23 protein-coding genes and 1 pseudogene are annotated in these 26,624 nt (G+C 61.8%); 7 read left to right on the top strand and 17 right to left on the bottom strand.

Going from position 1 to position 26,624, the window contains the following annotated elements:
- The first annotated feature begins 262 nt into the window (after positions 1–262).
- From QZ326_RS02065 to QZ326_RS02050, 4 genes are all read left to right on the top strand, one after another.
- Positions 263–1,150 carry a diacylglycerol kinase family protein gene (locus tag QZ326_RS02065; RefSeq protein ID WP_295740708.1) on the top strand — a complete coding sequence of 296 codons (888 nt, stop codon included), beginning with the start codon at positions 263–265 and terminating at the stop codon, positions 1,148–1,150.
- Positions 1,147–1,758 carry a CoA pyrophosphatase gene (locus tag QZ326_RS02060; protein WP_295740706.1) on the top strand — a complete coding sequence of 204 codons (612 nt, stop codon included), beginning with the start codon at positions 1,147–1,149 and terminating at the stop codon, positions 1,756–1,758. The genes QZ326_RS02065 and QZ326_RS02060 overlap by 4 nt, the downstream gene beginning before the upstream one ends.
- Before the next feature lie 29 nt (positions 1,759–1,787).
- Positions 1,788–3,887, top strand: coding sequence for a glycogen debranching protein GlgX (glgX, locus tag QZ326_RS02055; RefSeq protein ID WP_295740704.1), 2,100 nt, complete (start codon positions 1,788–1,790; stop codon positions 3,885–3,887).
- 122 nt (positions 3,888–4,009) lie between these two features.
- On the top strand, positions 4,010–4,720 hold the full coding sequence (locus QZ326_RS02050; protein ID WP_295740702.1) for a hypothetical protein: 711 nt from the start codon (positions 4,010–4,012) through the stop codon (positions 4,718–4,720).
- Positions 4,721–4,785: 65 nt separating this feature from the next.
- Here the strand turns inward: QZ326_RS02050 and QZ326_RS02045 are convergent, their stop codons facing one another.
- The 15 genes from QZ326_RS02045 to QZ326_RS01975 all read right to left on the bottom strand — a co-directional run bounded on the left by QZ326_RS02045 (position 4,786) and on the right by QZ326_RS01975 (position 20,251).
- The gene (locus QZ326_RS02045) at positions 4,786–5,499 is read right to left on the bottom strand and encodes an ABC transporter ATP-binding protein (RefSeq protein WP_295740700.1); all 714 of its coding nucleotides are present in this window, start codon (positions 5,497–5,499) and stop codon (positions 4,786–4,788) included.
- On the bottom strand, positions 5,492–6,331 hold the full coding sequence (locus QZ326_RS02040) for an ABC transporter ATP-binding protein (RefSeq protein WP_295740698.1): 840 nt from the start codon (positions 6,329–6,331) through the stop codon (positions 5,492–5,494). Before QZ326_RS02040 ends, QZ326_RS02045 begins: the two co-directional genes overlap by 8 nt.
- Complete coding sequence (locus tag QZ326_RS02035) at positions 6,328–7,530, bottom strand: branched-chain amino acid ABC transporter permease (protein ID WP_295740696.1); 1,203 nt, start codon at positions 7,528–7,530, stop codon at positions 6,328–6,330. The genes QZ326_RS02040 and QZ326_RS02035 overlap by 4 nt, the downstream gene beginning before the upstream one ends.
- 15 nt (positions 7,531–7,545) lie before the next feature.
- Positions 7,546–8,421 carry a branched-chain amino acid ABC transporter permease gene (locus tag QZ326_RS02030; RefSeq protein ID WP_295740694.1) on the bottom strand — a complete coding sequence of 292 codons (876 nt, stop codon included), beginning with the start codon at positions 8,419–8,421 and terminating at the stop codon, positions 7,546–7,548.
- 147 nt (positions 8,422–8,568) lie between these two features.
- Entirely contained in the window at positions 8,569–9,780 is a 1,212-nt protein-coding gene (locus QZ326_RS02025; protein ID WP_295740692.1) for an ABC transporter substrate-binding protein, read from the bottom strand.
- A 367-nt stretch (positions 9,781–10,147) separates the two neighbouring features.
- Entirely contained in the window at positions 10,148–12,007 is a 1,860-nt protein-coding gene (gene ftsH, locus QZ326_RS02020; protein WP_295740690.1) for an ATP-dependent zinc metalloprotease FtsH, read from the bottom strand.
- Positions 12,008–12,085: 78 nt separating this feature from the next.
- Positions 12,086–12,280: a hypothetical protein gene (locus tag QZ326_RS02015; RefSeq protein WP_295740688.1), complete on the bottom strand. Its 195-nt coding sequence runs from the start codon at positions 12,278–12,280 to the stop codon at positions 12,086–12,088.
- Positions 12,281–12,299: 19 nt separating this feature from the next.
- A complete protein-coding gene (gene hpt / locus QZ326_RS02010) occupies positions 12,300–12,851 on the bottom strand; it encodes a hypoxanthine phosphoribosyltransferase (RefSeq protein ID WP_295740686.1) in 552 nt (183 codons plus the stop codon).
- Complete coding sequence (tilS, locus tag QZ326_RS02005; protein WP_295740685.1) at positions 12,848–14,215, bottom strand: tRNA lysidine(34) synthetase TilS; 1,368 nt, start codon at positions 14,213–14,215, stop codon at positions 12,848–12,850. Before tilS ends, hpt begins: the two co-directional genes overlap by 4 nt.
- Positions 14,199–15,542, bottom strand: a complete 1,344-nt coding sequence (dnaB, locus tag QZ326_RS02000; RefSeq protein ID WP_295740684.1) for a replicative DNA helicase — start codon at positions 15,540–15,542, stop codon at positions 14,199–14,201. The genes tilS and dnaB overlap by 17 nt, the downstream gene beginning before the upstream one ends.
- A 37-nt stretch (positions 15,543–15,579) precedes the next feature.
- Positions 15,580–16,029, bottom strand: a complete 450-nt coding sequence (gene rplI, locus QZ326_RS01995) for a 50S ribosomal protein L9 (RefSeq protein ID WP_295740682.1) — start codon at positions 16,027–16,029, stop codon at positions 15,580–15,582.
- On the bottom strand, positions 16,026–16,301 hold the full coding sequence (locus tag QZ326_RS01990; protein ID WP_295740680.1) for a hypothetical protein: 276 nt from the start codon (positions 16,299–16,301) through the stop codon (positions 16,026–16,028). Before QZ326_RS01990 ends, rplI begins: the two co-directional genes overlap by 4 nt.
- Before the next feature lie 81 nt (positions 16,302–16,382).
- Positions 16,383–18,377 (bottom strand): DHH family phosphoesterase, encoded by a 1,995-nt coding sequence (locus QZ326_RS01985; protein WP_295740678.1) that lies wholly within the window; start codon positions 18,375–18,377, stop codon positions 16,383–16,385.
- A 156-nt stretch (positions 18,378–18,533) separates the two neighbouring features.
- Positions 18,534–19,562, bottom strand: coding sequence for a substrate-binding domain-containing protein (locus QZ326_RS01980; RefSeq protein WP_295740677.1), 1,029 nt, complete (start codon positions 19,560–19,562; stop codon positions 18,534–18,536).
- A gap of 221 nt (positions 19,563–19,783) precedes the next feature.
- Entirely contained in the window at positions 19,784–20,251 is a 468-nt protein-coding gene (locus QZ326_RS01975) for a hypothetical protein (RefSeq protein ID WP_295740674.1), read from the bottom strand.
- A 299-nt stretch (positions 20,252–20,550) separates the two neighbouring features.
- Here QZ326_RS01975 and QZ326_RS01970 point away from each other — a divergent pair, with 299 nt between their 5' ends.
- The gene (locus QZ326_RS01970) at positions 20,551–22,056 is read left to right on the top strand and encodes an S-layer homology domain-containing protein (RefSeq protein WP_295740672.1); all 1,506 of its coding nucleotides are present in this window, start codon (positions 20,551–20,553) and stop codon (positions 22,054–22,056) included.
- 110 nt (positions 22,057–22,166) lie between these two features.
- On the opposite strand, the gene rpoN is transcribed toward QZ326_RS01970, so the two are convergent.
- Positions 22,167–23,507 carry an RNA polymerase factor sigma-54 gene (rpoN, locus tag QZ326_RS01965; protein ID WP_295740670.1) on the bottom strand — a complete coding sequence of 447 codons (1,341 nt, stop codon included), beginning with the start codon at positions 23,505–23,507 and terminating at the stop codon, positions 22,167–22,169.
- Positions 23,504–24,940 (bottom strand): sigma-54-dependent Fis family transcriptional regulator, encoded by a 1,437-nt coding sequence (locus tag QZ326_RS01960; protein ID WP_295740668.1) that lies wholly within the window; start codon positions 24,938–24,940, stop codon positions 23,504–23,506. Before QZ326_RS01960 ends, rpoN begins: the two co-directional genes overlap by 4 nt.
- A gap of 423 nt (positions 24,941–25,363) precedes the next feature.
- Here QZ326_RS01960 and QZ326_RS01955 point away from each other — a divergent pair, with 423 nt between their 5' ends.
- Both QZ326_RS01955 and QZ326_RS01950 read left to right on the top strand, forming a co-directional pair.
- The gene (locus QZ326_RS01955) at positions 25,364–26,167 is read left to right on the top strand and encodes an enoyl-CoA hydratase-related protein (protein ID WP_295740727.1); all 804 of its coding nucleotides are present in this window, start codon (positions 25,364–25,366) and stop codon (positions 26,165–26,167) included.
- Positions 26,168–26,368: 201 nt separating this feature from the next.
- Positions 26,369–26,624 (top strand): annotated as a pseudogene (locus tag QZ326_RS01950) (3-oxoacid CoA-transferase); the annotation flags it as partial.

The following is a 26,624-nucleotide window of genomic DNA, read 5'->3' as shown; positions in this document are numbered from 1 at the left end:
ACACGGCGGACAGGGGAATTGCAATCCTGATTTTCCCGTGGTATACTGCTTTTGTAGAATTTTACAGTCAACAAACTTGGAAAGCGCTAAAAATACGTTTCGGCAGCGAAGACCGCTGCGGCCGCAGGACGGCCGGTTTGTTTGGACTCATAGTCCGGCGAATATGCGGTTTGCGCACGGTTGGAAAACAGCAATTTGATATTTTTTACTTTGCGAACGGTAACACATGAACGCGGCTGCGTCAGGAGGCGTTGTGAGAAGCATGGAACCCAAGAAACTGCTGATGATCGTCAATCCCCGAGCGGGGCGAAATAAGTCCAGGGGGCCGCTGTTCGACGCGGCGGCAATTTTTTCCCAGGCGGGATATCTCCTCTCCATTCACAACACCACCGCCCAGCCCGGCGATGCGGCGTCTGCGGCGGCGTCTGCCGGGGACTATGATATGGTGGCGGCGGTGGGCGGCGACGGGACACTGAATGAGGTGGTCAGCGGCCTGATGACGCTGGAGCATCCGCCCCTGCTGGGCTATCTGCCCCGGGGCAGCACCAACGACTTTGCCTCCAGCCTGCATCTGTCCGGCAAACCGGCGGAGGCGGCGGCGGGCATGGTGTCCGGTGTGCCCCGCCGGCTGGACGTGGGCCGGTGGAATGGCCGGTACTTTGTATATGTGGCATCCTTCGGGGCCTTTACCCGCAGTTCCTATACCGCCACCCAGGCCGCCAAAAACGCCCTGGGCCACTTTGCCTATATTCTGGAGGGCATGAAGGACCTGAACAGCCTGCGGCCCTACCGGGTAAAGCTCACCGCCGACGGCGAGGCGCTGGACGGGGAATACCTCTTCGGCGCCGTGTGCAATTCCACCTCCATCGGCGGGCTGATGAAGCTGGATGCGGAGCGGGTGGTGCTGGACGACGGAAAATTTGAGCTGCTGCTGATCCCCAATCCCCGTACCCCTGCCGACCTCCAGAACTTGGTGGTAGCGCTGCTGAACCAGGAGTATGACAGCGAGGGATTGGTGTTCCGCCACGTCTCCGCCATCCATTTGGAGACGGAGGAGGAGCTACCCTGGTCTCTGGACGGGGAGTACGCGCCGAGTCTTCCGGCGGTGGACATCGAAAACCGCTGCCAGGCGTTGGAGATGCTGTTGTGACGGGGGAGTTGGACGCCCTGCGCCGCCGGTACAGCGGCCATATACCGGGGCTTTTGGGCGCGGAGCGGAGTTACGCCGTGTTGGCGCCCCTGCTGCCGTTGCCGGACGGGCCGAGACTGCTCTTTGAGGTGCGGGCGGCAGGACTGCGCCAGGGGGGCGAGGTGTGCTTCCCCGGTGGGCGGATGGAGCCGGGCGAGACGCCGGAGGACTGCGCCCTGCGGGAGACAGAGGAGGAGCTCTCCATCCCCCGGGGGGAGGTGGAGCTGCTGGGGCCCTCGGATTTCATCTGCAGTCAGAGGGGATTTTTGCTGCGGCCCGTGGTGGGAGTGGTGTCGCCGGCGGGATTTGCTCAAATGCAGCCCTCTCCGGCGGAGGTGGCGGAGGTTTTCACAGTCCCCCTGGCATTTTTCAGCCGCACGGAGCCGGTGACCGCCCGCTACGAGCTGACGCCCAGCCTGCCGGAGGACTTTCCCTATGAGGCGGCGGGGATTCCCCGGGACTACGCCTGGAGCCATGGAGCGGTGGAGGTGCCCTCGTGGCAGTATGAGGGACATGTGATCTGGGGCATGACTGGCCGGATTGTCAGGGATATAATCCAGGGCCTGTAAGGCAGGCTGAAAGGATGGAGGAGACAGTGATGAACGAAGAAAAGACGAGGGCGGAGGACCGGATGGTAATGCCCAGAGCCATCCATCTGGTTCCCATGGATGTGATCGACGGGTTTGAGGTCCGTCCCGGATTTTATGAGATCAACGGGGCCACTGCCATTCCCGGCGGCGTGAACTTCACGGTGCACTCCCACAATGCCAGTGCCATTGAGCTGCTGCTGTTTCACCGGGGGGAGGCAGAGCCCTTCGCGGTGCTGCCCTTTCCCCGGAGCTACCGCATTGGCAATGTGTACTCCATGATCGTGTTCAAGCTGAACATTGAGGAGTTTGAGTATGCCTACCGGGTGGACGGCCCCTATGAGCCGGAGAAAGGGCTGATCTTTGACCGGACCCGCTACCTGCTGGACCCCTATGCCAAGGCGGTGACGGGGCAGAGCCAGTGGGGAAAGTCCGCCCCCCACGGCCAGCACTACCGGGCCCGAGTGGTGAAGGACGACTTTGACTGGAAGGATGCCCGGCCGCCCCTGATCCCCATGGAGGATCTCATCATCTATGAGCTCCATGTCCGCGGCTTTACAAAAGACGGCTCCTCCGGCGTGCAGAACCCCGGCACCTTTGCGGGGCTTCTGGAGAAACTCCCCTATCTGCTGGAGCTGGGGGTCAACGCCGTGGAGCTGATGCCTATTTTCGAGTTCGACGAGATGCAGGATTACCGGGTGGTGGACGGGCAGGAGCTCTACAACTACTGGGGGTACAACACCGTCAGTTTCTTCGCACCTAATACCAGCTATGCTGCCGGAACGGAGTACAACCGGGAGGGCAACGAGCTGAAAAAGCTCATCAAGACCTTCCAGCAGCACGGCATTGAGGTGTATCTGGACGTGGTGTTCAACCACACGGCGGAGGGCAACGAGCAGGGACCGTTCTTCTCCTTCAAAGGCTTTGACAACAACATCTACTATCTGCTGACGCCGGACGGGAAGTACTATAATTTCAGCGGCTGCGGCAACACCGTCAACTGCAACCACCCCATTGTGCGGCAGATGATTCTGGACTGCCTGCGGTACTGGGTCACCACCTACCACGTGGACGGTTTCCGCTTTGACCTGGCCTCCATCCTCAGCCGGGACGAGGCCGGCGCTCCCATGGGGGACCCGCCCCTGCTCCAGGCCCTGGCCTTCGACCCCATCCTGGGGGATGTGAAGCTCATTGCCGAGGCCTGGGATGCCGGAGGACTCTATCAGGTGGGCAGTTTTCCCGCCTGGAATCGCTGGGCGGAGTGGAACGGCCGGTACCGGGACGACATGCGACGCTATCTCAAGGGGGACGAAGGGCTTGCCCAGGCGGCGGCCCTGCGCCTCACAGGTTCCCAGGACATCTACGGCCGCACGGGGCGGAAGGACGCCTCCATCAACTTCCTCACCTGTCACGACGGCTTTACCCTCTATGACCTGTACGCCTATAACGAAAAGCACAACGGGAAAAACGGCTGGGGCGGCACCGACGGCGCCAATGACAACAACAGCTGGAACTGCGGCGCAGAGGGAGAGACGGAGGACCCGGCGGTGAACGCCCTGCGGCGGCGGATGATGCGCAGCGCCTTCGCCCTGCTGATGTGCAGCCGGGGGATTCCCATGTTCCTGGCGGGAGACGAGTTCTGCAACACCCAATTCGGCAACAACAACGCCTACTGCCAAGACAACATCGTCTCCTGGCTGGACTGGTCCCGGCTGGAGCAGAACCGGGATATGTTTCGGTTTTTCCAATATATGATCCGCTTCCGCAAGGACCACCGGGTGCTTCGGACCAATCTCAGCAATGGCGCCTGCGGCTTCCCGGACGTCAGCTTCCACGGGGTGGAGCCCTGGCACGACGGGCTCTTTGAGCCCCACGAGCGGTATGTGGGCGTGATGTTCGCCGGAGCGGAGCGGGGGACCGGGCCCCAGATCATTTATGTGGCGTCCAACGCCTGGTGGGAGGAGCTGGAGGTGACCCTGCCCCGCCTGCCCTCCTCCATGTACTGGGAACTGGCGGCGGACACCTGGGAGGAGGACCAGCCGCCCTGCCGGGCATCGGAGGACAAGGTCACTGTCCGGCCCAGGAGCGTCATGGTATTTGTGGCCAGATAAACGGGGTCACAGTTGGCGGATTTCACAAAAAAACGGAAAACTGCATAAAATTCCCACCGGGCTATTTCCTTTTGCCCGCGCCCTGCCGATATAAACCATATAAGCAGGAGGGAGGGGCGTCCATGGATACCGGCAGCGTCACTGGCGCAGCTGCGCCGCAGCGGCAGGACTATGCCGCCTTCTCCGCTCAGCAGGAGACTAGGAGCATCTATGAGATGATGCGGGACGCCAGGGAAAAGGCAGAGGCCCGGCGGGACCAGTTTGCCCTGCCCAAGAACACCCGCTATGGCGACGCCCCCATGATGGCCTACGCCAAGTTGGCCCGGGCCAGGACATCCGGCGAGGTCACTGCCGCCTCCGGCTTTGCCCGGCGGAAGATCGTCCAGCTGCAGTCCGCCCTGCGGAGCGACCCGGACAACAAGGAGCGCATCCAGGCGGCCATCCGGCAATTGCAGAAGGCCGTCAACCGGGCGGGAAAGAAGCAGAAGGACATACAGCGGGAGAAATTGACAGAAGTCCGGCGAAAGAAGGCCCTGGAGGAGAAGCACCGCCAGAAGGCCGCCCGGCTCCGGCAGGAGCTCTCCCGCACCCGGGCCCTGCGGAGCGTCCGGGAATCTGGCTATATCCGGGAGGCTGAGATGGATAATCGAACACAGGAGCAGCTGTCTGCCGCCAGACTGGAGCTGCGGACCCAATTGCAGGAGCTTACCGCCGCCACGTCGGGGGTCTCCACGGCCGCCGCCGTCCACCAGTACGCCGCCGCCCAGGCGGTGACGGTTGCGGAGGAGCCGGCGGTTCCGGCCCCGGAGGCGGGATTGGATATGCTGGCATAAAATAGCATCGCATTGAAAAGATCAAAAAGGCGGGAAGGAGCGTTTGCTCCTTCCCGCCTTTGGCCTCAGCTCTTGTGCTTTCCGAGATAAGCCTCTTTCACCTTATCGTTGGCCAGCAGTTCCGCGCCGGTGCCGGACATGGTGATATTGCCGGTCTCCAGCACATACGCAAGGTCCGCGATCTTCAGCGCCATGTTGGCGTTTTGTTCAATGAGCAGAATGGTCACGCCCTGCTTGTTGATCTCCCGGATGATGGAGAAGATGTCCTGTACCACCAGAGGGGCCAGACCCAGGGAGGGCTCATCCATCAAAAGGAGCTTCGGGCGGCTCATCAGCGCCCGGCCTACGGCCAGCATCTGCTGTTCGCCGCCGGAGAGGGTGCCCGCCAGCTGCCAGTCCCGCTCTTTCAGCCGGGGGAAGAGCGCATAGACCCACTGGAGATCCTTTGCGATCTCCGCCTTGTCCCTGCGGAGATAGGCCCCCAGCTTCAGGTTCTCCAGCACCGTCAGGTTGGGGAATACCCGCCGTCCCTCGGGACTCATGGCGATACCCTCGCTGATAATCCGGTCAATGGACTTGCCCAGAAGCTCCCCGCCGTTCCACTGGATGGAGCCGGAGGCGGCCTTTACAAGGCCGGTGACGGTACGCAGGGTGGTGGACTTGCCGGCGCCGTTGGCGCCGATCAGAGTGACAATCTTGCCGTCAGGCACCTCCAGGGAGATACCCCGCAGGGCCTGGATGCCGCCGTAGGCCACGTGGAGATTTTCAATTTTAAGCATCCTCCGCCACCCCCAGGTATGCGTCGATGACGCGCTGATTGTTCTGGATCTCCGCCGGCGTGCCCTCGGCAATCAGCTTGCCGAAGTCCAGCACGTAGATGCGGTCGGAGATGTCCATGACAAGGTCCATGTGGTGCTCGATCAAAAACACAGTCAGCCCCAGCTTGGAGCGGATCTCGCTGATAAAGGCAGTCAGCTCATTAGTCTCCTGTGGGTTCATGCCCGCCGCCGGCTCATCCAGCAGCAGGAGCTTTGGCTCTGTGGCCAGGGCCCGGGCGATCTCCAGCCGCCGCTGCTTGCCGTAGGGCAGGGAAGTGGCCAGCTCGTCTTTTACGTCGGAGAGGCCGACCGTCTCCAGCAGCTGGGCAACATGCTCCCGCTGCTGCGCCTCCTCTTTGCGGTTCATGCGGAAGGCGGCGGAGAGGAAATTGCTGTGTGCCCGGCAGTGCTTTGCAATCAGCACGTTTTCAAATACGCTCTGGGATTTCCAAAGGCGGATGTTCTGGAAGGTCCGGGCCATGCCCAGCGTGGTAATGGTGTCGGGGGTGGGAGCCAGAATCTGGGTGTACTCCCCCGCGTGCTGGCCCTTGTACTGCTGGTTCATCCTGCCCTGAGGATGGTTTTCGATGATCTTCTTCTCTTGAAACCACACGCAGCCGTTGGTGGGCTGGTATACGCCGGTGACCACGTTGAAGGCAGTGGTTTTTCCGGCGCCGTTGGGGCCGATGAGAGCCACGATCTCGCCCTCGTTGACCTCCAGATTCAAATTGTCCACGGCCACCACGCCGCCGAACTGCATGGTGGCGTTTTCCACTTTCAGAATGTTGCTCATTTTCCGGCAGCCTCCTTCCCGGCACGCTTTTTGAAGAGGTCTGGCAGCTCGCGGTCTCCCATGATGCCCTTCCGGAAGAACAGCACCACGATCATGACGACGACGGAGAACACCACCATCCGGAAGCCGGAGCGCAGGAAGGGGAGCTTCATGCCGCTGGAGAGGACCACCTCGTTGTCCAGAAAGCGTAGCCACCACTCGGAGCAGGCCACATACAGGAATGTGGCGATGATGCTGCCGGAGATGGAGCCGATGCCGCCGATGACCACAATGAGCAGAATCTCATAGGTCATGGTGGTGGTGAAGACCCTGGCCTGGGCATTGGTGACGAACATGGCGAACAGGGCCCCGCTGATTCCGGCGAAGAAGGCGGAGGTGCAGAAGGAGAGCATCTTGTGCTTGGCCAGGTTGATGCCCATGGCCTCGGCGGCGGTCTCATCCTCCCGGATGGCCTTGAAGGCACGGCCGTAGGTGGAATTGATGAGCAGGCAGATCATGGTGATGCAGATCATGGAGATCAGAAAGGGGAAGAAGGTGGAAAGACGCAAGACTACCTTGCCGCCCTCGCCGGTGACGTTGAAACTGGAGAAGGTAGGAAAGCTCTTAATCATATTGGCGCCGTTGGTGACGGGGCCAAGGGCCTGCCACTGGAACACGGCTTTGATGATCTCCGCAAAGCCCAGAGTGGCGATGGCCAGATAGTCGCTCTTCAGACGCAGTACCGGCAGGCCGATGAGATAGGCGAACACCGCCGCCACGCATCCGGCCAGAATTAAAGCCACCAGCACGCCCAGGGTCATGCTGAGGGCTCCTCCGGCGCCCTCACTGCCAAAGAGGGCGCCGAACATGTCCTGGAAGGAGAAGTTTACCGCCGAGCCGCCGTAGAGGTAATAGACGGCCTCCCGGTCAGCCACAGGGACGGACAAAATTGCATAGGTATACGCCCCCAGCAGCATAAAGCCCGCCTGCCCCAGGGAGAACAGGCCTGTGAAGCCGTTTAGCAGATTCATGGACACCGCCGCCAGAGAGTATACCGCGGCCTTTTTCAGCACGGAGAAGAGCTGGCTCGTGGGCAGCAGTACGTTGGGAACGCTGGGCAGCAGCAGGCTGAGGTTTTCCAGCAGGATGATAAAGCCCAGAAAGACCGCCGCCGCGGCGAAGGCGGTAACGGCGCCCTTTTTGGTTTTTTGTTGTACCATAACAGCGCACCTCCCTTACACTTTGTCGGTGACTTTCTCACCGAACAGCCCGGTGGGCTTGACCACCAGAATCAAAATGAGCAGCGCGAAGGTGCCGGCGTCGGAGAACACGGTAAACTCCGTGCTTTTGATGACGTTTTCGCAGATGCCGATGATAAACGCGCCTACTACCGCGCCGGGGATGGAGCCGATACCGCCCACCACCGCTGCCACAAAGGCCCGCAGGCCGGGCAGCGCGCCGGCGGTGGGGGTGATGGCCTGGAAGTTAGTGAAGTAGAGCATGGAGCCCACGGCTGCCAGGGCGGAGCCGATGACAAAGGTCACGGAGATGACGGAGTTGATCCGGATGCCCATGAGCTGGCTGGCCTCGAAGTCCTTGGCCACAGCCCGCATGGCCATGCCGATCTTGGTGTGGTTGATGAGCTGAGTCAGCGCCACCACCAGGATCAGAACTAGGAAGGGGGTGAGGATGGTCACCCACTTGGTGGAGGTGCCGGCGATCTTCACCGTGTCGGACAGGAAGGGGATGACGGGGTAGGTCATGGGCTGGCCGCCGGTGATGTAGGTGGCGGTATTCTGGATGAGGTAGCTGACGCCGATGGCGGAGATCATCACCGACATTCGGGGGGCGGAACGCAGGGGTTTATAGGCCGCCCGCTCAATGCAGAAGCCCAGCGCCACGGTGAACACCAGCACCAGGGGCAAAGACAGGTAGAGGGGCAGGCTGGCTGAGAGGTAGATGCCCAGCAGACCCGCCACCATGAACACGTCGCCGTGGGCAAAGTTAATGAGGCGCAGAATGCCGTAGACCATGGTGTAGCCGATGGCAATCAGCGCGTACTGTCCGCCCACGGAGATTCCGGAGATCAATACGGAAATGGCAAATTCCAAAGCGGGGTCCTCCTTCGCGTTTTTTCGGGAGAAAGGGCTGTCTTGAAAAGAGCCGGGCGCGGCCCCTTTCAAGGCAGCCCCATCCGGTTTTCCCCGGCGGAGCGCAAAGGCGCTCCGCCGGGGAAATTATGGGTGTTTATTGGGGCCTCAGCTGGCCTTCTGGACAGTCTCCAGCTCCCAGGCGCCGGCATTGGTGGAGTGCTTGATATAGGCGGTGTCGCGGACAGCGTCTCCGGTGCTGTCAAAGGCGATGTCGCCGGACACGCCGGTGTAGGTCACGCCGGACAGGGCGGCCTTGATGGCGGCGGGGTCGGCGGAACCGGCGGCCTTCATGGCCTCAAGGGCCACATAATAGGCGTCGTAGCCCATGGCGGTCACGGCCGCAATGGTGTCGTTGCCGCCGTTGGCGTCCTTGGCGGAGGAGTTGGAGTTGATATAGCTCTTGATGCCCTCGTCAAAGGCAGGGGCGCCGCCCTCCTGATAGAAGGTGGAGACATACAGCTGGATGTCGGTGCCGTTGGCGGCGTCCAGAACCATGTTGTCGTCCAAGGTGTCGGAGCCCAGGAAGGGAGCGGTGATGCCCAGGGACTGGGCCTGGGTGATGATCTGGGTGGCATAGGCGATGGACACGGGGGTGAAGATGACGTCCGCGCCCTCAGCCTTGGCCTTGTTCAGGTAGGAGTTGAAGTCGGAGTTGTTGGTGGGGAAGGAGTCCTTGATGACTTTGCCGCCGGCGGCGGTGAAGATCTGCTCAAAGAAGGCGATCAGGCCCTGGTCATACTCGTTGCCGGTTTCGCCCAGGCAGTAGGCGGTCTTGGCGCTGAACTTGTCCATGGCAAAGTTGGCCAGCACCTGGGCCTGGAAGTTGTCCAGGAAGCAGATGCGGAAGTAGTGGTCGTTGCCGGCGGTGACGTTGGGGTTGGTGCAGGTCACGCCCATGGCGGCGATGCCTGCTTCCTTAAACGTGTCGCTGGCGGCCATGGAAACGCCGGAGCCGTAAGAGCCCAGGACGATGGCCACATTCTGGCTGACCAGCTGGGCGGCGGCGGAGGGCGCCTTGTCGGTGGAGGAGCCGTTGTCCGCGGGGACCAGTTCAACACTGTAAGTCTCGCCGCCAATCTCCACGGTGGGAGTTTCGGAGTTGGCAAACTGCATGCCCAGCATTTCTTTCTTGCCGCCAGAGGCGGAGTCGCCGGAAGCGGGCTCGAATACGCCGATCTTGATCACTTTGCCGCCGGCAGTGCCGGAGCCGCCGCTGCCGGCATCATTAGGGCTGCCGTTGTTGCCGGAATTGCCGCCGCAGGCCGCCAGGCTCAGGACCATGGCCAGTGTCAGCAGCAGAGCGAATAGCTTTTTCATTCTTTTCATCCTCCTCGAATTGACGGAATGGATATCCATTCCAAGGTTATAAGATATTTTATGCGGTTTTCAGCTGTTTTGCAAGGTAAATAATACACAGAAAGAGGGAGGGCGATTTCCCGCTGGCCGCTCAAAATGTCCGCATTACGCGAGGTATATGTTTTTCCATAGAAGACAAAGGGCGGAATAGGCCAAAACCGCACTGGGGGAGTGTCCGCCAATGACGGACATATATTTTCGTGATTTTGATGAAGGCCGTTGGTGAAAAATGTGTTTTTCCATGTGCCAGCCGTTTGCAGTGTTTTGCAGACCGGCTGCAAAAATGAGCCGCCCGCGCTGTGCGCGCGGGCGGCAGTGAATTCACTTTTTACTTCGCGGAGGACTCCGCCGCATCAAAGACGGCCAGAAATGCCTCCCGCTCCATAGTTTCATTTTCCAGGAGATATTTGGCCACAGCCTCCAGTTTGTCCCGCTGCTCTTGCAGGATGGTTTCGCAGCGGTTGTAGGCGGCAGATATCACGGCATGGACCTCGCTGTCGATCTGGGCGGCCACGGCCTCAGAGTAGCTGCGGCCCTGACTCATGGTGCGGCCGATAAACACCTCGTCGTGGCCGGAGTCGAAGGAGACGGTGCCGATCTTCTCGCTCATGCCGTAGGAGGCCACCATTTTTCGGGCTATGGCGCTGGCCCGCTGGATGTCGTTGCTGGCGCCGGTGGAGATGTCTCCCAGGCACAATTTCTCTGCCGCCCGGCCGCCCAGCAATGCTACGATCTGGTCCTCCATATAGCGCTTGGAGAGATACGCACGGTCCTCTTCCGGCAGGGAGATCGTCATACCGCCGGCCTGTCCCCGGGGGACAATACTGATCTGGCTCACAGGGTCGTGGTCCGGGAGAACGTGCATCACCACGGCGTGGCCCGCCTCATGGTAGGCGGTCAGCTCCCGCTCGTGCTGAGGAATGACCCGGCTCCGCTTCTCGGGACCGGCGATGACTTTGATCTCCGCCTGCTTCAAATCATCCATGGCGATGAAGCGCTGGTCCTTTCGGGCGGCCAGAAGGGCTGCCTCGTTGATGAGGTTCTCCAGATCCGCGCCGGTGAAGCCGGCGGTGCCCCGGGCCAGCTTTCTGAGGTCCACGTCCTCGGAGAGGGGCTTGCCCTTGGCGTGGACTTTCAAAATGTCCTCCCGGCCCTTGATGTCCGGCAGGCCCACGTAGATCTGGCGGTCAAACCGGCCGGGGCGCAGCAGGGCGGGGTCCAGCACGTCGGCCCGGTTGGTGGCCGCCAGGACGACAACGCCCTCATTGGCGGTAAAGCCGTCCATCTCCACCAGGAGCTGGTTCAGCGTCTGCTCCCGCTCGTCGTGTCCGCCGCCCACGCCGGTGCCCCGCTGGCGGCCCACGGCGTCAATCTCGTCGATGAAGACAATGGCGGGGGAGGTCTTCTTGGCCTGGTCAAAGAGGTCGCGGACCCGGCTGGCGCCCACGCCCACGTACAGCTCCACAAAGTCGGAGCCGGAGATGGAGAGAAAGCCCACGCCGGCCTCTCCGGCCACGGCCTTGGCCAGCAGCGTCTTGCCGGTGCCCGGGGGACCCACCAGCAGCACGCCCTTGGGGATGCGGGCCCCCAGGTCGAGAAAGCGCTGGGGGTCTTTCAGGAACTCCACCACCTCCTGGAGCTCCTCCTTCTCCTCGTCGGCCCCGGCCACATCGTCAAAGGTGACCTTTTTGTCTTTCTCGGAGAGGGCCCGGGTATGGGCAGTGCCGAATTTGGCCATTCGGTCGGGCCCCATGCCGCCGCCTTGGGCCCGGAAGAGGAAGAGGTATCCCATCACTCCCACGGCCGCCAGGATCAGCAGCGCCGGCAGCAGCAGCTCCAGCCAGTTGGTGGTCTTTGGCGGCGGGTAGTCATAGGAGGTGATGACGCCCTTTTCACTCTGGGCCGCGACCAGGTCATTCAGGTCGTCGTAGAAGAGATCGAAATCGTACAGGCGGTAGCGAAGGGTTTTGACGCCATCCTCCCGCTCCTCCCGCAGGGTCATGGTCAGATTGTACCCGCTGTCGATGGTGAAGCTCTCCACCTTCTCCTGGATGAAGAGCTGCCGCACGTGGAAATAGTCCAACTGGGCGGAGCGGGTCTCCGCCTGCCACAGCCAGCTGAAGCAGATTACGATAATCAGCGCAAGAAATACGAAGCTGAAATTAGCCGACCGGTTTTGCTTAGTCACGCAAGTCCCTCCTTTGGGGATAAAATCGCTCTGGGGCTCCGCCGGTGGCGGAGTGTTTTTCTTAGAATACGGCCCGTATCAGGGGATGAGCCCATGGTCCCGGGCCAGGGCCTCGACGCTTCGGTCATAGGAGGCCTCCCCCTCCGGGGAGAAGAAGCAGCCGGGCACGCCCTCGCCGTGGTCCCGGTGGTGGGCAACACATTCGCAGCATTTACCGTGCCGGGGACAGCTGTAAGTGCAGGGGCAGGGCCGGGTGTTTTCACAATGGTTCATAGAGCAGTCTCCTCTTTTCTCAGCCGGTGTATACCTCCGGCTTTAGTACGCCTATGTAGGGGACGTTGCGGTACTCCTGGCAGTAGTCCAGGCCGTAGCCCACCACAAACTCGTCGGGCACCTCAAAGCCGGAGAGGTCGGCGGTGATGGCCTTGGTCCGGCGGGAGGGTTTGTCCAGCAGTGTGACGATGGTGATGGAGGCCGCCCCTTTGGTCAAAAAGTAGTCCTTCAGAAAGGCCAGGGTGTTGCCGGAGTCCAGAATGTCCTCTACGATGACCAGGTCCCGGCCGGTGATGTCCTGCTGAAGGTCGTGGTTGATCTTCACCCGGCCGGAGGAGACGGTGGCGTTTTCGTAGGAGCTGACGGCGATGAACTCCACGTCGCTTTTGAGCTGGCAGGCCCGGACCAGGTCTGCCATGAACACGAAGGAGCCCTTCAAAACTCCCAGAAACAGGGGGCGTTTGCCCTGAAATTTTTCATACAGGGCCTCGCCCAGCTGGCCGATCCGCTCCTGCAGCTCCTCTTCGGTAATCAGGACTTTCAGAATATCTTTTTCCATCTCGCTTCTCATGATCCATCCGCCTCTCTATTCTGTTCAATTTTAATAAACCGGACGGCGCGTCCCTCCGGCAGGAATTCCTGATCCACACCCAGCCGCCACACAGCGGCCAGCTTCCCGTTGATATAAATGGCGGGCAGACGGTCCCGCTCTTCCAGGGAGATGCGCTTGTCCAGGCACAGCCGCTTAACGCTCCGCGCCCCCCGGCTTCCCGGCAGGGTCAGCCGGTCCCCGGGTATGCAGGGAGCTGCCTTTACCCCCCGGTTTTCGCAGATTGTCCGGTCCCGCAGGGCGATCCCATGGCCCTCGGGGTGGTCCAGAAGCGTCAGTGTATAATCTCCCCACCGGACGGGCTGGCCCGGTATGAGCTGGATCTCCGTCAAGGGCTGAGGCCGGGTCTCCAGAATCAGCCATCTCCGGCAGCACCGGGCGGTGACGCCATGGGGGAGGCTGATGCGGGTCTCGTTTCCCTGCTCGGTCCGTCTGCACATATCCAAAAGCGCGTTTACATGCACCGCCCCGATGTCCTTCCGTCCCACACCCAGCAGGTCGAACAGCCGCAGAAGCATACGGGGCCGGACCGCCTCCGGGGCGCCAAATATCGCGTCGGCGGCCAGAGTCACCCGGCCCTCCCGCACCTCCACATGGGCGGTGCGCTCCGCCGCGTCCCGCTCCAGGGACCCGTCGATAATCCGGAGCCGCTCCGCAGTCCCGCAGATGTGTTCTGCCGCCCGGGGATTCAGCTCCTTCAGGAGCGGCATCACCTGGAGCCGCAGGAGGTTCCGGCTGGCGGTCTCCGGGTCCTGATTCGTCTCGTCCTCGATATGGGGAACGTCCCACTGGGAGGCGTAAGCCTCCAGCTCCGCCCGGGTCACATCCAGCAGGGGGCGCAGGATCATGTCCCGCTGCCGTTCCATCCCCGTCAGGCCCTTGAGGCCCGTGCCCCGGAGCAGATTCAGAAGAATGGTCTCGGCATTGTCGTCGGCGTGGTGGGCGGTGTAGATGTGCCCACAGCCCTCCGTCTCCGCCGCCTGGCGCAAAAAGGCGTAGCGCAGGGTTCGGGCGGCCTCCTCCACGGTCTGGCCCTCCCGCTTTGCGAAGTCCCGGACATTTCCCCGGCCTACGGTCAGGAGGATACCCCATTGTTCACAGATTTTCCGGACGAAGGTCTCGTCCCGGTCCGCCGCAGCCCCCCGCAGCTGGTGGTTGAAGTGGGCGGCGATCACACGCCCGCCCCGGGCTTTGCACCACCCGTCCAGCATGTGCAGCAGGCACATGGAGTCCAGCCCTCCGGACACGGCGCAGAGCACCGCCCCCCCCCGCTCCGGCAGGACCGCACAGGGGGCCCGTTCCAGCAGCTCAGTCCTCCTCGTCATAGCGCTTGTCCAGTGTGGAGAACTGGGTGTACTCCGGCATCCACCGCAGCTCCACCTTGCCAGTCTCGCCGTGGCGGTTCTTGGCTACAATACATTCCGCAATATTATGCTTCTCTGAATCCTCATTGTAATAATCGTCCCGGTACAAAAAGAGCACAATGTCCGCGTCCTGCTCGATGGCGCCGGATTCCCGGAGGTCCGACAGCATGGGGCGCTTGTCGTCCCGCTTCTCATTGGCGCGGCTCAGCTGGCTCAGGCAGATCACCGGTACGTTCAGCTCCTTGGCCATGATTTTCAGCATCCGGGACATGTCGGACACCACCTGCTGGCGGTTCTCGCCCCCCCGGCCGCCCCCGGCGGAGGTCATCAGCTGGAGGTAGTCCACCACCACCAGAGCCAGGCCCTCCAGGCGGCGGCACTTGGCGTTCATGTCCGCCACGGACAAAAGGGGGTTGTCGTCAATGCGGATGTCCAGCCGGTTCAGCACCGTGGCCGCCCCGGCGATCTTCTCCCAGTCCGTCTCCCGGAGGAGGCCGGTGCGCAGGCGGTTGTTCTCCACCAGGGCCTCGGAGCTGAGGAGCCGGGTGGCCAGCTGCTCCCGGGACATCTCCAGGGAGAAGACCGCCACGGTTTTTCCCTCCCGGGCCACGTTCAGCGCCACGTTCAGCGCCAGGGAGGTCTTGCCCATGCCGGGCCGGGCCGCCAGGAGAATGAGGTCCGACTTGTTCAGCCCCGTGATCTTCTGGTCAATGGCGGAGAGGCCTGTGGAGAGGCCGGGGAGGTGGTTCTCGTGCTCGCTCATCTCACCCAGCCGGTCCAGCACGTCGGGGAGGACCTGCCGCAGGGGTACCATCTCCTGGGCGCTCTGGCCCCGGCGGATGGCGTAGATCTTCTGCTCCGAGGCCTCCAGGATCTCCCCCGCTTCGCCCATGCCCTCCTGGACCAGGGCGGTGATCTCCCCCGCCGCCTGGGCAACTAGCCGGAGCAGGGCCTTGTCCCGGACGATGGCTGCATATTCCAGCACGTTGGCGCTGGTGGGGGTAATCTCCATCAGCTGGGCCAGGTAGGAGCGGGTGTTGCCGTCGGTGAGCCCGGCCTTCTCCATCTCCCCAAAGACGGTGATGCCGTCGATGGGCCGGGCGTAGGAGAACATGGTGTAGATCGTCTCGAAAATCTCCCGGTTCTGCCGGAGGTAGAAGTCCCCGGGGCGGAGCCGGTCCATCACGTTCTTCACGCAGTCCGGGTCGATGAGCATGGACCCCAGCACCGCCTGCTCCCCCTCCAGGCTGTGGGGCATCTGGCGCAGGAGCAGGTCTTCGTTTGCCATGGCGAACCGCCTCCCTCAGGGCCGCCCGGAGCGGGCGTTATTTTTCCTCAAACACGGATACGTAAACGGTGGCCGTCACCTCAAAGCCCAGCCGGGCCTTGACCTCGTAATTTCCGAAGGCCTTAATGGGCTCCTCCAGCACCAGCTTCTGCTTGGGGATGTCGATGCCGAACTGCTTCTGGAGCCCCTCGGAGATCTCCTTGGTGGTGACGGCGCCGAAGAGCTTGCCGCCCGCGCCGGCCTTGGCGGTGAGCTTCACCTGGCACTCCTTGAGCTTCTCGGCGATATCCTCGGCCTCGGCCTTCAGCCGGGCCTCCTCGGCCTTGCGGGCCTTTTCCTTGAGATTCATGGTGTTGATGGCGTCCGCCGTGGCGGGGATGGCCATCTTCCGGGGCAAAAGGAAGTTCCGGGCGTAGCCCTCGGAGACCTCCACCATCTGGCCCTTCTTGCCCTGACCCTTGACGTCCTGCTGTAAAATGACTTTCATTGGTTATTCTCCTTATCTCTTGAATCTTTTGAATCTTTCATCGTTTCCGAGGAACGCACCTGCTCTTCCAAGGTCCGGACCTGCGCCTCCAGAGCCCCCAGCTTTTCCCACAGGGCCTCCAGGATGCTGGCGAGCACCGCCAGCACCAGGGAGACGAACACCAAAAAGGCGCCGAAATGACGGGAGACATCCAGAAGCACCGAGCCGCCGAAGAACATAAAGACAAAGACCAGCACCAGGCAGATGAAAAATGTCATCAGAAATTTCTTCATGACCGCTCCTCCTCCCTGCTTTTCAAAGCGGACAGCGGCGGCGTTCCGGAAGGCCGTGCCGCCTTCATTCCGCGGTTCTCCCTACTTCTCAAAATAGGCGTCAATGGCCGCCACCAGCCTGCTCCGCACATCCAGGGGATCGCCGTTTTCAACGCACCCGCCGGCGGTGGTGGAGTTGCCGCCGCCGCCCAGGGCCTCCAGGACCACCTGGACGTTGACCTCCCCCAGGGAGCGGGCGGACATGAGGACGTTGTCCCCGTTGCGGTAGAGGACGAAGGACGCCTTCACTCCCTTGAGGGTCAAAAGCTCGTCGGCCGCCTGGGCCGCCGCCACCCGGTCCACCCCCTCCTGGGGCACCACGGAGACGGCGATGTCGCCCCGGTACAGCTCCGCCCGGCGGACAATGTCGTACCGGGAGACCATGTCGCTCAGCTCATTCTGGAACAGCCGCTGCACGTCCGCCGTGTCGGCTCCCGCCCGGCGGAGGAAGGCCGCAGCCTCAAAGGTCCGGCCCCCGGTGCGGAGGGTAAAGTGCTTGGTGTCCAGCACAATGCCGGCAAGCAATGCCTCCGCCTCCCCCCGCATGAGGTCCGCGGGCTCGATGAGATACTGCAAAAGCTCCGTCACCAGCTCCGAGGCGGAGGAGGCGTAGGGCTCGTGGAAGCTGAAGGCGGCGTTTTCGATGTAGGTGGCGGCCCGGCGGTGGTGGTCGATGACCGCCACGCGGTTGCAGGCGTCCAGTACCTGTGGACTGTCCACCAGCTCCGGGCGGTTGGTGTCCACCACCACCAGAAGGGCCCCCGGCTGCATCTTCAAAAAGGCCTCGCCGCCGGAGATGAAGGTGTCCGCGTACTCCGGCATGGACCGGACCCGCGCCAGCAGCGCCTCTGAGGCGTTGTGCTCCAGGTCCATGACAATCTGGGCCTGCTTGCCCCGCTTCCGGGCGGCGCAGCAGATGCCCACCGCCGCGCCCACGGCGTCCATATCGGCGTAGCTGTGGCCCATGACGTAGATCTGACCTGCGTCGGCCATCAGCTCGCTGAGGGCGTTGGCCATGACCCGGGACTTGACCTTGGTGCGCTTCTCTGCGGCCTTGGCCCTGCCGCCGTAGAAGGCGAAGTCCACCTTGCCCCGGACCACCGCCTGGTCGCCGCCCCGGCTGAGGGCCATCTCCAGGGAGAGATTGGCGTTTTTCAGCAGGTCTTCCAGCGTGGCGCCGTCCTTTCCGATGCCGATGGACAGCGTGGGATGGACGCCCTCGGCCACCTTGATGTCCCGGATGGCGTCCAGTACGGAGAATTTTTCCTCCACAAAATGGTCGTAGTGCTGTTCTTCAAAGAGAAAGAGGTACCGGTCCCGCTCGGTTTTCAGCAAAATGCCGTCAGTGCCGGCGGCCCACTGGTCCAGTTTTTCGTCGATCTGGGCCAGGATGCCGCTGCGCTGGGTGTCGGCACAGGCCTTCATCAGGTCCTCGTAGTTGTCCACCATCAGAAGCGCCAGTACGGGGCGGCTGGCGGTATAAGCCTCCCGCAGGGCGTCGGATTCAGTGACATCCACCCAATAGGTGGTGGCCACCAGATTCTGTTCGCCGCTGCGGCTCTTGGCCCGCACCAAGCTGCCATAGACCAGGAAACGGCGGCCGTTCATCATCACCCGCTCCGGGCACTCCTGCTTGCCCTCCAGCAGCCACTGTACGGGGCAGTCCGGCACCGCATCCTCCACCCGCATCTCAAAGAGGTGCTCCCGCACCCCGGCCAGCTGGAGGAAGTCCTCGTTGCTCCAGATGACCTCCCCGGTATCCGGGCGGAAGACCATGATGGGCAGAGGGGAGTGGATGAGGGTGGACTTGCTGGCGGTGTCTACGCTGCCGGTGACGCTGTCGATGTACTGTAAAATCCCCTGACGGCGTTTTTTGTTGGCCTGGGAGAAATAGGCGTACAGCGCCGCGGTGACGCAGGCCTCCGCCAGGGCCAGCAGGGGATTGACAGCGAGGGCCAGCAGGCAGAACAGGGCCATGCATAAAAAATACAGCTTCAAATTGGGTTCCAGCAGGCGAGAGAGTTTTTTATTATTCATGGCGAGGCTCCTAATATACAAATACAATGATAGATATATCAGTATACCAGTTTTGTCCGGAATAAGCAACCGTCAAAACCCGGGAAACGGCAAATTTCAGAGCGCGTCCTATGAGCCGCAGGGCCCGCCGGGCATCTCCCGGCGGGCCCTGTACGCTTATTCTACGGTCTCTGCGTTGAGAATGGTGCTGGAGGGGTAAAAAAAGTCCTGCTCCGGACTGCGGCGCTCCAGCACGGCGCTGAAGAGGACGGACAGCGCCTGGTAGCTCTGGTAGGGAAGATTCTGATCGATGGAGAAATCCACCAGACCCTCTTTTAAAAACCGCCGGATCTCCGGGCTGTTGTCGTGGGCCAGGACCCGCACCTGACCGGCGCGGCCTGTCCGGCGCAGAGCCTCCACACAGCCGGGGACGCTCTGGGTGGCCATGTAGATGTACCGCAGGCGCGGCTCTGTCTCCAGCGCGTGGGACACGGCCTCCCGGGTCTTTTCGTAGCTGTCGTAGGTGGCGGCCACCAGGAAGTCCCCCCGGGGGAAGCCCCGTTCCTCCAGCCGCTCAAAAAATCCGTCCGCCCGCCCTTTGTGGCCCACGTATTCCAGGCCGGAGTAAGCCAGCAGCACTTTGTCCCCGGGGCGGAGAAACTTGGCGGCAATCTCGCCGGCCACCCGCCCGGCGTGGTGGGCGTCCTCTCCCACATAGCACAGCCGGGGGGCCTGGGGAACGTCGGAGTTGAAGGTCACAACGGGGACGTGGAGGCCGGCCAGCTGGCGCAGCCGTTCGCATACCTCGCCGCAGTCGGAGCCGCACAGGGCTATGCCGTGGACATGCTCCCGGGATGCCTGGTCCAGAAGCTGGAGGCAGCCCGCCGTGTCTCCGTGGGGGTAGCGCAGCACCTCCACCGAGATGTTGTAGTCCCGGCGCTCCTCCAGAAAGCGGCTCACGCCGTCGGCCATGGCGTTCTGGATATAGGGCCCCCACTCTGGCTGGATCACAGTGAAGCGCCGGGGCGTGCCGCTGGTGGCCAGGGCGCTGGCCATGCGGTTGGGGCGGTAGTCCAGCTCCGCCATCACCGCCATCACCCGTTCACGGACCTCTGCCTTGACATAGGGGCGGTCATGGAGCACCCGGTCTACCGTGCCGATGGACACCCCCGCCCGCTCTGCGATCATCTTGATGGTGGCCCGCATGAAAACGCCTCCTTGAAAAATTCGATATTGAAATCATATGAAAATTTCTCGAAGTTGTCAAGCTCTGCCGGGAAGGGCGCCTGTTTTTAAAGGGACAGCGGCCCCGTCCGCACAGCGTTATCCCGTTTGCCGCTCATATAGATAGACGTTGATTCATATATTTTTGATTGAAATACCCGGACGGCGCGGTTGTGCGCATCAGCTGTCTGTCAAAGGAAATATCAGCTCTGCAAATTATATTCGATCACAATATTCGCAAGTTTATACGAGTTTTTTTGAGGATCATTTGTCTTCGCTTGAATAATATAATCCCTTATATCGTCATATCCTGATGGGATCTTTCCCTTTACCAGCTCTTTTTTGCTCAAAAAAGAGCTGTCGCGCAGCTGAAGGACCAGATCCACAATCGTCTGCGGGAGTTTTTGTATATCGATCTTTCCTTCAAATACAATTTCTCCAAAGGTATCAGAAGATACCAGACCATTTCGCTGATTGTCAAATATAAAACATTCGTTGCACCAATATAAACGCACATGGCCAACCCCGTAGAGAGTGAAAAAGAAGTCCTCTTTTTCCCCGTCCAAAATGATATGAACGAAGTCGTCGCGCTCATGTACGATACGGAACTGGGCGCCGAAAACCGGACGCAGCGACGCTTCGTAAAATATTTCAAGCTCTGTGATGCCCATGTGCCTTATCTCCCATAGCGCAATCCGACAAATTGATTTGATTTATTTTAACATACCCATTCGCCGGCGGCAAGAAATTCAGCGAAAGCAGCGGAACTGCAAACCGTCAACGCGGGGCCCGGCGGTTTCGGGAAAACGGGCGGGGACAGAGCCCCGCCCCTGCAAAGCCACAGCCGCAAAACCATAATCGCGGATGATAAAATGCGCGCCGGACACTTCCGGCCGCAGCTTGGATTTGACGAACTGGGAAGGATTTGGTATAATCCCCATATCTGTTTTGCAAAGGAGTCTGAACGGCTATGAAGCAACGACTGCATCGAGCAATTGCCTGTCTGGCGATGTGCGCTCTGCTGGCGGGGATTGTCCCTCCGGCGTCCGCCGCCGGCGGCTTCCGGGATGTGCCCGACTCCCACCCGGCGGCGGAGTCCATCCGGCGCTGCGTGGAGCTGGGATTCTTCCAGGGAGAGAGCGCCACCCGGTTCGGCGTGGGCCACTCCATCACCCGGGCCGCTTTCGTTGTGGCGGCCAGCCGCTTTTTCGGCTGGGACACCAGAAACGTGACCCAAACCCCCACCTACTCCGATGTGTCCGCCGGCGACTGGTGCTACGGCGCCGTAGAGGCCGCCGTGGCCTGCGGTGCATTGTCCAGCCAGAGCGGGACTTTCCGCCCCAACGACGCCATTACCCGGGAGGAACTGGCGGTGCTGCTGGTGCGGGCGCTGGGATACGAGACCATCGCCGCCCTGGCCCAGGATCTGGCAACGCCTTTCCGGGACGTGCGGACCAACCCGGGGTACATCGCCATGGCCTATGATTTCGGCCTGGTCAGCGGCGGCACCCGGACCCAATTCTCCCCCGATGAGCCTGCGGCCAGGGAGGATGTGGCCGTCGTCCTCATGGAGCTCTACGACAAGCTTCAGGCCCCCGCCGCCCGGAGTATCGGCACCATCAATTCCCTGGAGAACCTGCCGGATCTGACCGGCTATGAGGCGGTAGGCATCTCCGCCGGACGGCTGATGTGTGCCGGAAAGCCCACGGTGCCCATCAACATGGAGGCCGGAAAGGCCGCCTCTCTGCGGGATACGGTCCGTCAGGCAGGCGCCAAGGCGTTTTTGCACGTAGTGGGAGGTCCCACCGCCCTGAACGGGGACACGGACGAGACTGTGGCGGTGCTGATCGAAGCTGTGGAAAATGGCGGCTACGACGGGCTGATGCTGGATCTTGAGAAGCTGAAAGTCACCCAGGAGGCCGCCATGAGCCGGCTGATGCAGACCCTTCGGTCCGCTCTGAACGGAAAGCCCCTCTATGTGATCGCCGACGCCCCCTCCTGGGACGGCACGGTTTACGAGGGCTACAACTACGGCCTGATCGGCGAAAATGTGGACTGCCTGATTTTGCGAATCGCCTCCCACAAGGATCCCTCGGGGAATATCCCCACGGCTCCGGTGGAGCCCCTGGAGGAGGCGTACTACGTTTTCGGTGAGCTGCGGGGCGTCATCGACGGCGACAAGCTGGCTCTGCTGGTGACCACCGGGGGCACGCTGTATCTGGGCGGCCGGGAGGAGGGAACTGTCTCCCAGGCAGAGATCCGGAACCTGCTGGCGGGGGAGGATGCGAAGGAGTACTACTCCACCCGCTACGGTTGCGCCTACGCCACTGCTGTCTATGACAAGCAGGAGGCTGTAGTCTGGTATCTGAATGACCGCGGGCTGGATGCCCGGGCCCGGCTGGCGGGGCTGTTTGGTGTAACCCGGCTTTGTATCAGTCATTTGAACAGCCTGCCGGAAAAGGCGCCGGAGGCATAAAAACGAACGAGAGAGCCCCGGCGGGATATGGAAGACATATCCCGCCGGGGCTTGACCGTGAAAAAGGAGAAAAGGATATATCGGCGGAAAGAAGGGGTTTCCTGCGCCATTCACCGCCTTCTGGCAGAGGAGGAGGGCAGCCGCAGCTCCATGCGGTACTTGGCCACCGTGCGGCGCGCCACCCGGATGCCGTCCTCTGCCAGCAGCTCGCACAGCCGCTGGTCGCTGAGGGGGCGGCGGGGATCCTCGTTCTGCACCAGGGCCAGAAGCCTCTGCTTTACCGCCTGCCGGGAGAGACCCTGTTCCCCCACGGCCCGGCTGAAAAAGTACCGCAGGGGATAGGTGCCCTGGCGGCACTGGAGATACTTGTCCCGGGTGGCCCGGGAGATGGTGGAGGGATGCAGCTCCAGCGCCTCTGACAGCGAGAGGAGGCTCATGGGGGCCAGCTCGCAGGTCTGGCCGGCGAAAAAGGGCCGCTGGGCCTCCAGAATGGCCTCCGCGCACCGGCGGAGGGTGCCGCCCCGGCGGTCCAGGCTGGTGAGAAGCCACTTGGCCTGCTGCATCTTCTGGCGGAGATAGTCCCGGGTCTCCTTCTCGTCGGAGTCCTTCAAAAGCCGGGTGTAGTAGGAGCTGATGGAGATCCTGGGCAGATAGTACTCGTTGAGGACGGCGGTTAGCACCCCGTCCAACTCTGCGATGAACACGTCGGGCCGCACATAGACCGCCGCCTCCGCCGGCTGGAAGGCCCGCCCCGGGTGGGGGTCCAGGGCGGAGATGACCTTCTCCGCTGCCTGGATCTCCGGGATGGACAGCTTCAGCTCCCGGGAGATAGGGCCGTAGTGCTTCTTTCCCAGCTCCGGCAGAAACCGGGCGGCAATATCTATTACCGCCGGAGAGACGTTTTCCTGCCGGGCCAGCTGCAGCAGCAGGCACTCGGAGAGATTCCGGGCTCCCACGCCGGCGGGGTCCAGGGACTGGACGGTGTCCAGGGCCTGCTGGATCAGCGGCTGCGGGATCTTCAGCTCCCGCAGGCCGTCCAGGTCGGCATCGTCCAGGTAGCCGTCCTCATCCACCATTTCCGCAATGTACTTGGACAGGGCCAGCAGGGGTTTTGGCAGGCGCCTTCGCTCCAGCTGGTCCCGGAGAAAGGCGGCCAGGCTTTCTAAGTTCCGGTCCGCCGCCCCCCGTTCCGGCGGGGCGTTCTCAGCGTGGGCAAAGGTAGCGCCGTACACGCCGCCGTCAATCCAGCTGGCCTTTTGCCGCAGCTCCTCGTAGGCGTCCCGGAGGGAGGGAGCGTCCTCCTGCTCCAGCAGGGGGTTCTCCTCGGTGAGGCGGCCCAGGTACTCCAGCAGCTCCTGAGAGTTCATCTGCAGGATCTCCATGGACTGGAGCAGCTGGGGGGAGAGCTTGAGCTGCTGGCGCAGCTCGGCTTTTAACGAGACCAGACTCATAAGCGGGCCTCCTTCCCTGCATATTTGGCGATCTTCCGGGCGGCGGTGGCCTGGGAGACGCCCAGTTCTTTTGCCACCGCCACCGTGGTGCCGCAGCGGCCGTAGGACTCCCGGATAATCTGCCCCTCGTAGGCCTCCATCCGCTCCGCCAGGGTGCCGGTCCGGGCGGGCAGAGAGAAGGCCGGGGCCGGCTCCCCGGTGTACTCCGGCGGCAGGTGGACCAGGTCGATCACCGGGTCCTGAACCGTGATGGCCATGCGCTCCATGAGATTTTCCAGCTGGCGCACGTTGCCGGGCCAGGGATACTGCTCCAGAAAAGCCATAAGGCGGGGGCTGAGCGTCAGGGAGCTGCCGTACTCTTCGCAGAACCGGGAGAGGAACTGATGAGCCAGGGGGAGTACGTCCTCCGCCCGCTGCCGCAGCGGCGGGATGTGCATCCGGATGACGTTGAGCCGGTAAAAGAGGTCGGAGCGGAAGAGGCCCCGGCGCACGGCGTCCTCCAGGTCCCGGTTGGTGGCCACCAGCAGCCGGAAGTCCAATTCAATCTTCCGGGTGCCGGAGAGGCGCTCGATGGTTTTTTCCTGGATCAGCTGGAGGAGCTTGGATTGGATGTGGGGCGGCAGCTCGCCGATCTCGTCCAGGAACAGCGTGCCGTGGTTGGCCAGCTCGATTTTGCCGATCTTGCCGGAGGAGGACGCTCCGGTGAAGGCGCCCTTCTCGTAGCCGAAAAGCTCTGATTCAATGAGGTTTTCATGGAGGACCGCGCAGTTGACCTCGATGAAGGGACCGGAGGCCCGGCTGCTCATGGCGTGGATAGCCTTGGCAACGGCGCTTTTGCCCACGCCGGTCTCACCGGTGATGAGGATGTTGGCCTTGGTGTTGGCGGTGTTCTGCATCAGGGTCAGGAGACGCTGCATGGGAGCGCTCTTGAAAATCAGGCTGGTGGCGGTGGCCCGGAGGCGCAGCTCTGCGATCTCCTGGGAGTATTGCAGCAGAGAGTCCTGCATACTGCGGTAGTTGCGCTGAATACTGTTGATCTGCTCCATGGAGACTGTGTTGAAGCACATGACGTATTTCAGCTCCCCCCCAGCGTCAAACAGGGGGATGCCCACGGTCATCACGTTCTTGTGGATGCGGTTGATGGTCTGGGTGGTGGTGATCTTCCGCTTCTGGCGGATAACGTCCGCCGTGATGCAGGGGACAAAGGTGCCGTCCGCCTCCAGGTCAAAGGCGGAGCGGCCCACAATGGAGTTGTGGGTGAAGCCGAAGTTCTTCTCGTAGGTCTCGCTGACCCGCAGAATGATGCCCTTGGCATCGGAGAGCATCATGTCGTCCGCCAGGACCAGATTGTTCTCCGGGCTGATGATGTCGAAGAGGCTCTTGAGGTTGATGTCCTCCTCAAATGCATAGGGCAGGGGGGGGATCTGGGGCATGGCGGACAGCTCCTTTCCAAATTTGGGGTATTGGGCAGGGTGGGGTTATTCAGTTTTGAGTATATCATATTCAAAACTGAATAGGAAGAGGGGGGGTATGGAAAACCTGTGGGCGGAATAGACAGAATTCCGGTCGAAAATTGTACCTCCACCACAAAATAAATTGGCAAGGGGCCGTATTTCAGGGCACGCAAGATCTATTCAGAAATGAATAGGCGGATTGACGTGCAGCGGAGAAAATGAAAAAACAAGGGGAACTACAGGGGAAAGCACCGGCTCGTTTCGTGGAATGTGACAGAAAGTCTGCTCCAATTCCAGCAAAATCAACTTGAAAACTGGCATATAAATTGCTATAATAATTTAGATACAAGAGGGATGGCGGCGCAAGTGCCGCCAAAGGATAACATATTTTAAGGAGGAGCCATCATGTATCAGACCGTTCGCTATGAGAAGCAGGACAACATCGGCATTGCCACCATCAACCGCCCCGAGGCGCTGAACGCCCTCAACTCCACCGTCGTGGGAGAACTGGAGCAGCTGATTTCCGAGGTGGAGAAGGACACGGAGCTGCGGGCCTTCATCCTCACCGGCGAGGGCCGTTCCTTTGTGGCCGGCGCGGACATCGGCGAGCAGAAGCCCATGGACGTGGCCCAGGGCCGCAAGTGGGGCCAGCGGGGCAGCGCCCTGTTCCGCCGCATCGAGAAGCTGGAGATTCCCACCATCGCGGCGGTGAACGGCTTCGCCCTGGGCGGCGGCTGTGAGATTGCCATGAGCTGCGACATCATCCTGGCCGCCGGTCCCAACGCCGAGGGCAAGGGCGGCGCCAAGTTCGGCCAGCCCGAGGTGGGCCTGGGCATCACCCCCGGCTTCTCCGGCACCCAGCGCCTCCCCCGCCGGGTGGGCGTTGCCAAGGCCAAGGAGCTGATTTTCTCCGGCAAGGTCATCAGCGCCGACGAGGCCAAGGCCATCGGCCTGGTGAACGAGGTCTACGCCCCCGAGGAGCTGCTGGACGCCGCGGTGAAAATGGCCCAGTCCTTTGCGGTGAACGCCCCCATCGCGGTGAAGTACTCCAAGGCCTGCATCGACCGGGGGATGCAGATGGACATTGACGACGGCATCGCCCTGGAGAACGAGCTCTTTGCCATGTGCTTCGCCACCGAGGACCAGAAGGAGGGCATGGGCGCCTTCCTGGAGAAGCGGAAGGAAAAGCATTTCCAGAACAAGTAAACGCCTCTAGGCCTTGTTTGAAAATTGGCGGAATGCCCAACGGTGAGAGATTTTTTCGCCAATCAAGGCAAATTTTCGCGGGCGGGCTGACGCCCGGCAAGAAAATTTAACGCAGAGTGGCGGAAAATGATCCGCCGTTTGGGCGTTTAGACTTTTTTCAAACAAGGCCTATTCTATCACAGGAAAAGGAGTTCGGAAAGCATGAAAAAAGTTCGTGTGATTACCGCCGAGGAAGCGGCGCTGATGGTCAGGGACGGCGATACCGTCACCACCGGCGGCTTTGTCAGCTGCGCCTGCCCCGAGGCGCTGACCAAGGCGCTGGAAAAGCGTTTTGAGGAAACCGGGCACCCCCGCGACTTGACGCTGTTCTTCGCCGCGGGCCAGGGCCACCGGGACGGCACGGGCGGCGACCACTTCGGCGGCGAGGGCATGTGCAAACGGGTCGTGGGCGGCCACT

Origin of the sequence: uncultured Oscillibacter sp., assembly GCF_910587525.1 — a bacterium.
In the GTDB taxonomy this organism is placed as follows: Bacteria; Bacillota; Clostridia; order Oscillospirales; family Oscillospiraceae; genus Oscillibacter.
The sequence above is the reverse complement of the archived record's forward strand: the minus strand, read 5'-3'. Positions and strand labels throughout refer to the sequence as shown.

Excerpts from the sequence above, each read along its gene's own strand:
- tilS (WP_295740685.1), bottom strand. The coding sequence starts at position 14,215 with ATGACGAGGAGGACTGAGCTGCTGGAACGGGCCCCCTGTGCGGTCCTG.
- QZ326_RS01970 (WP_295740672.1), top strand. The coding sequence starts at position 20,551 with ATGAAGCAACGACTGCATCGAGCAATTGCCTGTCTGGCGATGTGCGCT.
- QZ326_RS02025 (WP_295740692.1), bottom strand. The coding sequence starts at position 9,780 with ATGAAAAAGCTATTCGCTCTGCTGCTGACACTGGCCATGGTCCTGAGC.
- rpoN (WP_295740670.1), bottom strand. The coding sequence starts at position 23,507 with ATGAGTCTGGTCTCGTTAAAAGCCGAGCTGCGCCAGCAGCTCAAGCTC.
- QZ326_RS01975 (WP_295740674.1), bottom strand. The coding sequence starts at position 20,251 with ATGGGCATCACAGAGCTTGAAATATTTTACGAAGCGTCGCTGCGTCCG.
- QZ326_RS02015 (WP_295740688.1), bottom strand. The coding sequence starts at position 12,280 with ATGAACCATTGTGAAAACACCCGGCCCTGCCCCTGCACTTACAGCTGT.
- QZ326_RS01980 (WP_295740677.1), bottom strand. The coding sequence starts at position 19,562 with ATGCGGGCCACCATCAAGATGATCGCAGAGCGGGCGGGGGTGTCCATC.
- dnaB (WP_295740684.1), bottom strand. The coding sequence starts at position 15,542 with ATGGCAAACGAAGACCTGCTCCTGCGCCAGATGCCCCACAGCCTGGAG.
- QZ326_RS02040 (WP_295740698.1), bottom strand. The coding sequence starts at position 6,331 with ATGAGCAACATTCTGAAAGTGGAAAACGCCACCATGCAGTTCGGCGGC.
- QZ326_RS02065 (WP_295740708.1), top strand. The coding sequence starts at position 263 with ATGGAACCCAAGAAACTGCTGATGATCGTCAATCCCCGAGCGGGGCGA.
- glgX (WP_295740704.1), top strand. The coding sequence starts at position 1,788 with ATGAACGAAGAAAAGACGAGGGCGGAGGACCGGATGGTAATGCCCAGA.
- QZ326_RS02045 (WP_295740700.1), bottom strand. The coding sequence starts at position 5,499 with ATGCTTAAAATTGAAAATCTCCACGTGGCCTACGGCGGCATCCAGGCC.
- QZ326_RS01960 (WP_295740668.1), bottom strand. The coding sequence starts at position 24,940 with ATGCCCCAGATCCCCCCCCTGCCCTATGCATTTGAGGAGGACATCAAC.
- QZ326_RS01990 (WP_295740680.1), bottom strand. The coding sequence starts at position 16,301 with ATGAAGAAATTTCTGATGACATTTTTCATCTGCCTGGTGCTGGTCTTT.
- rplI (WP_295740682.1), bottom strand. The coding sequence starts at position 16,029 with ATGAAAGTCATTTTACAGCAGGACGTCAAGGGTCAGGGCAAGAAGGGC.
- QZ326_RS02035 (WP_295740696.1), bottom strand. The coding sequence starts at position 7,530 with ATGGTACAACAAAAAACCAAAAAGGGCGCCGTTACCGCCTTCGCCGCG.
- QZ326_RS01985 (WP_295740678.1), bottom strand. The coding sequence starts at position 18,377 with ATGAATAATAAAAAACTCTCTCGCCTGCTGGAACCCAATTTGAAGCTG.
- hpt (WP_295740686.1), bottom strand. The coding sequence starts at position 12,851 with ATGAGAAGCGAGATGGAAAAAGATATTCTGAAAGTCCTGATTACCGAA.
- QZ326_RS02050 (WP_295740702.1), top strand. The coding sequence starts at position 4,010 with ATGGATACCGGCAGCGTCACTGGCGCAGCTGCGCCGCAGCGGCAGGAC.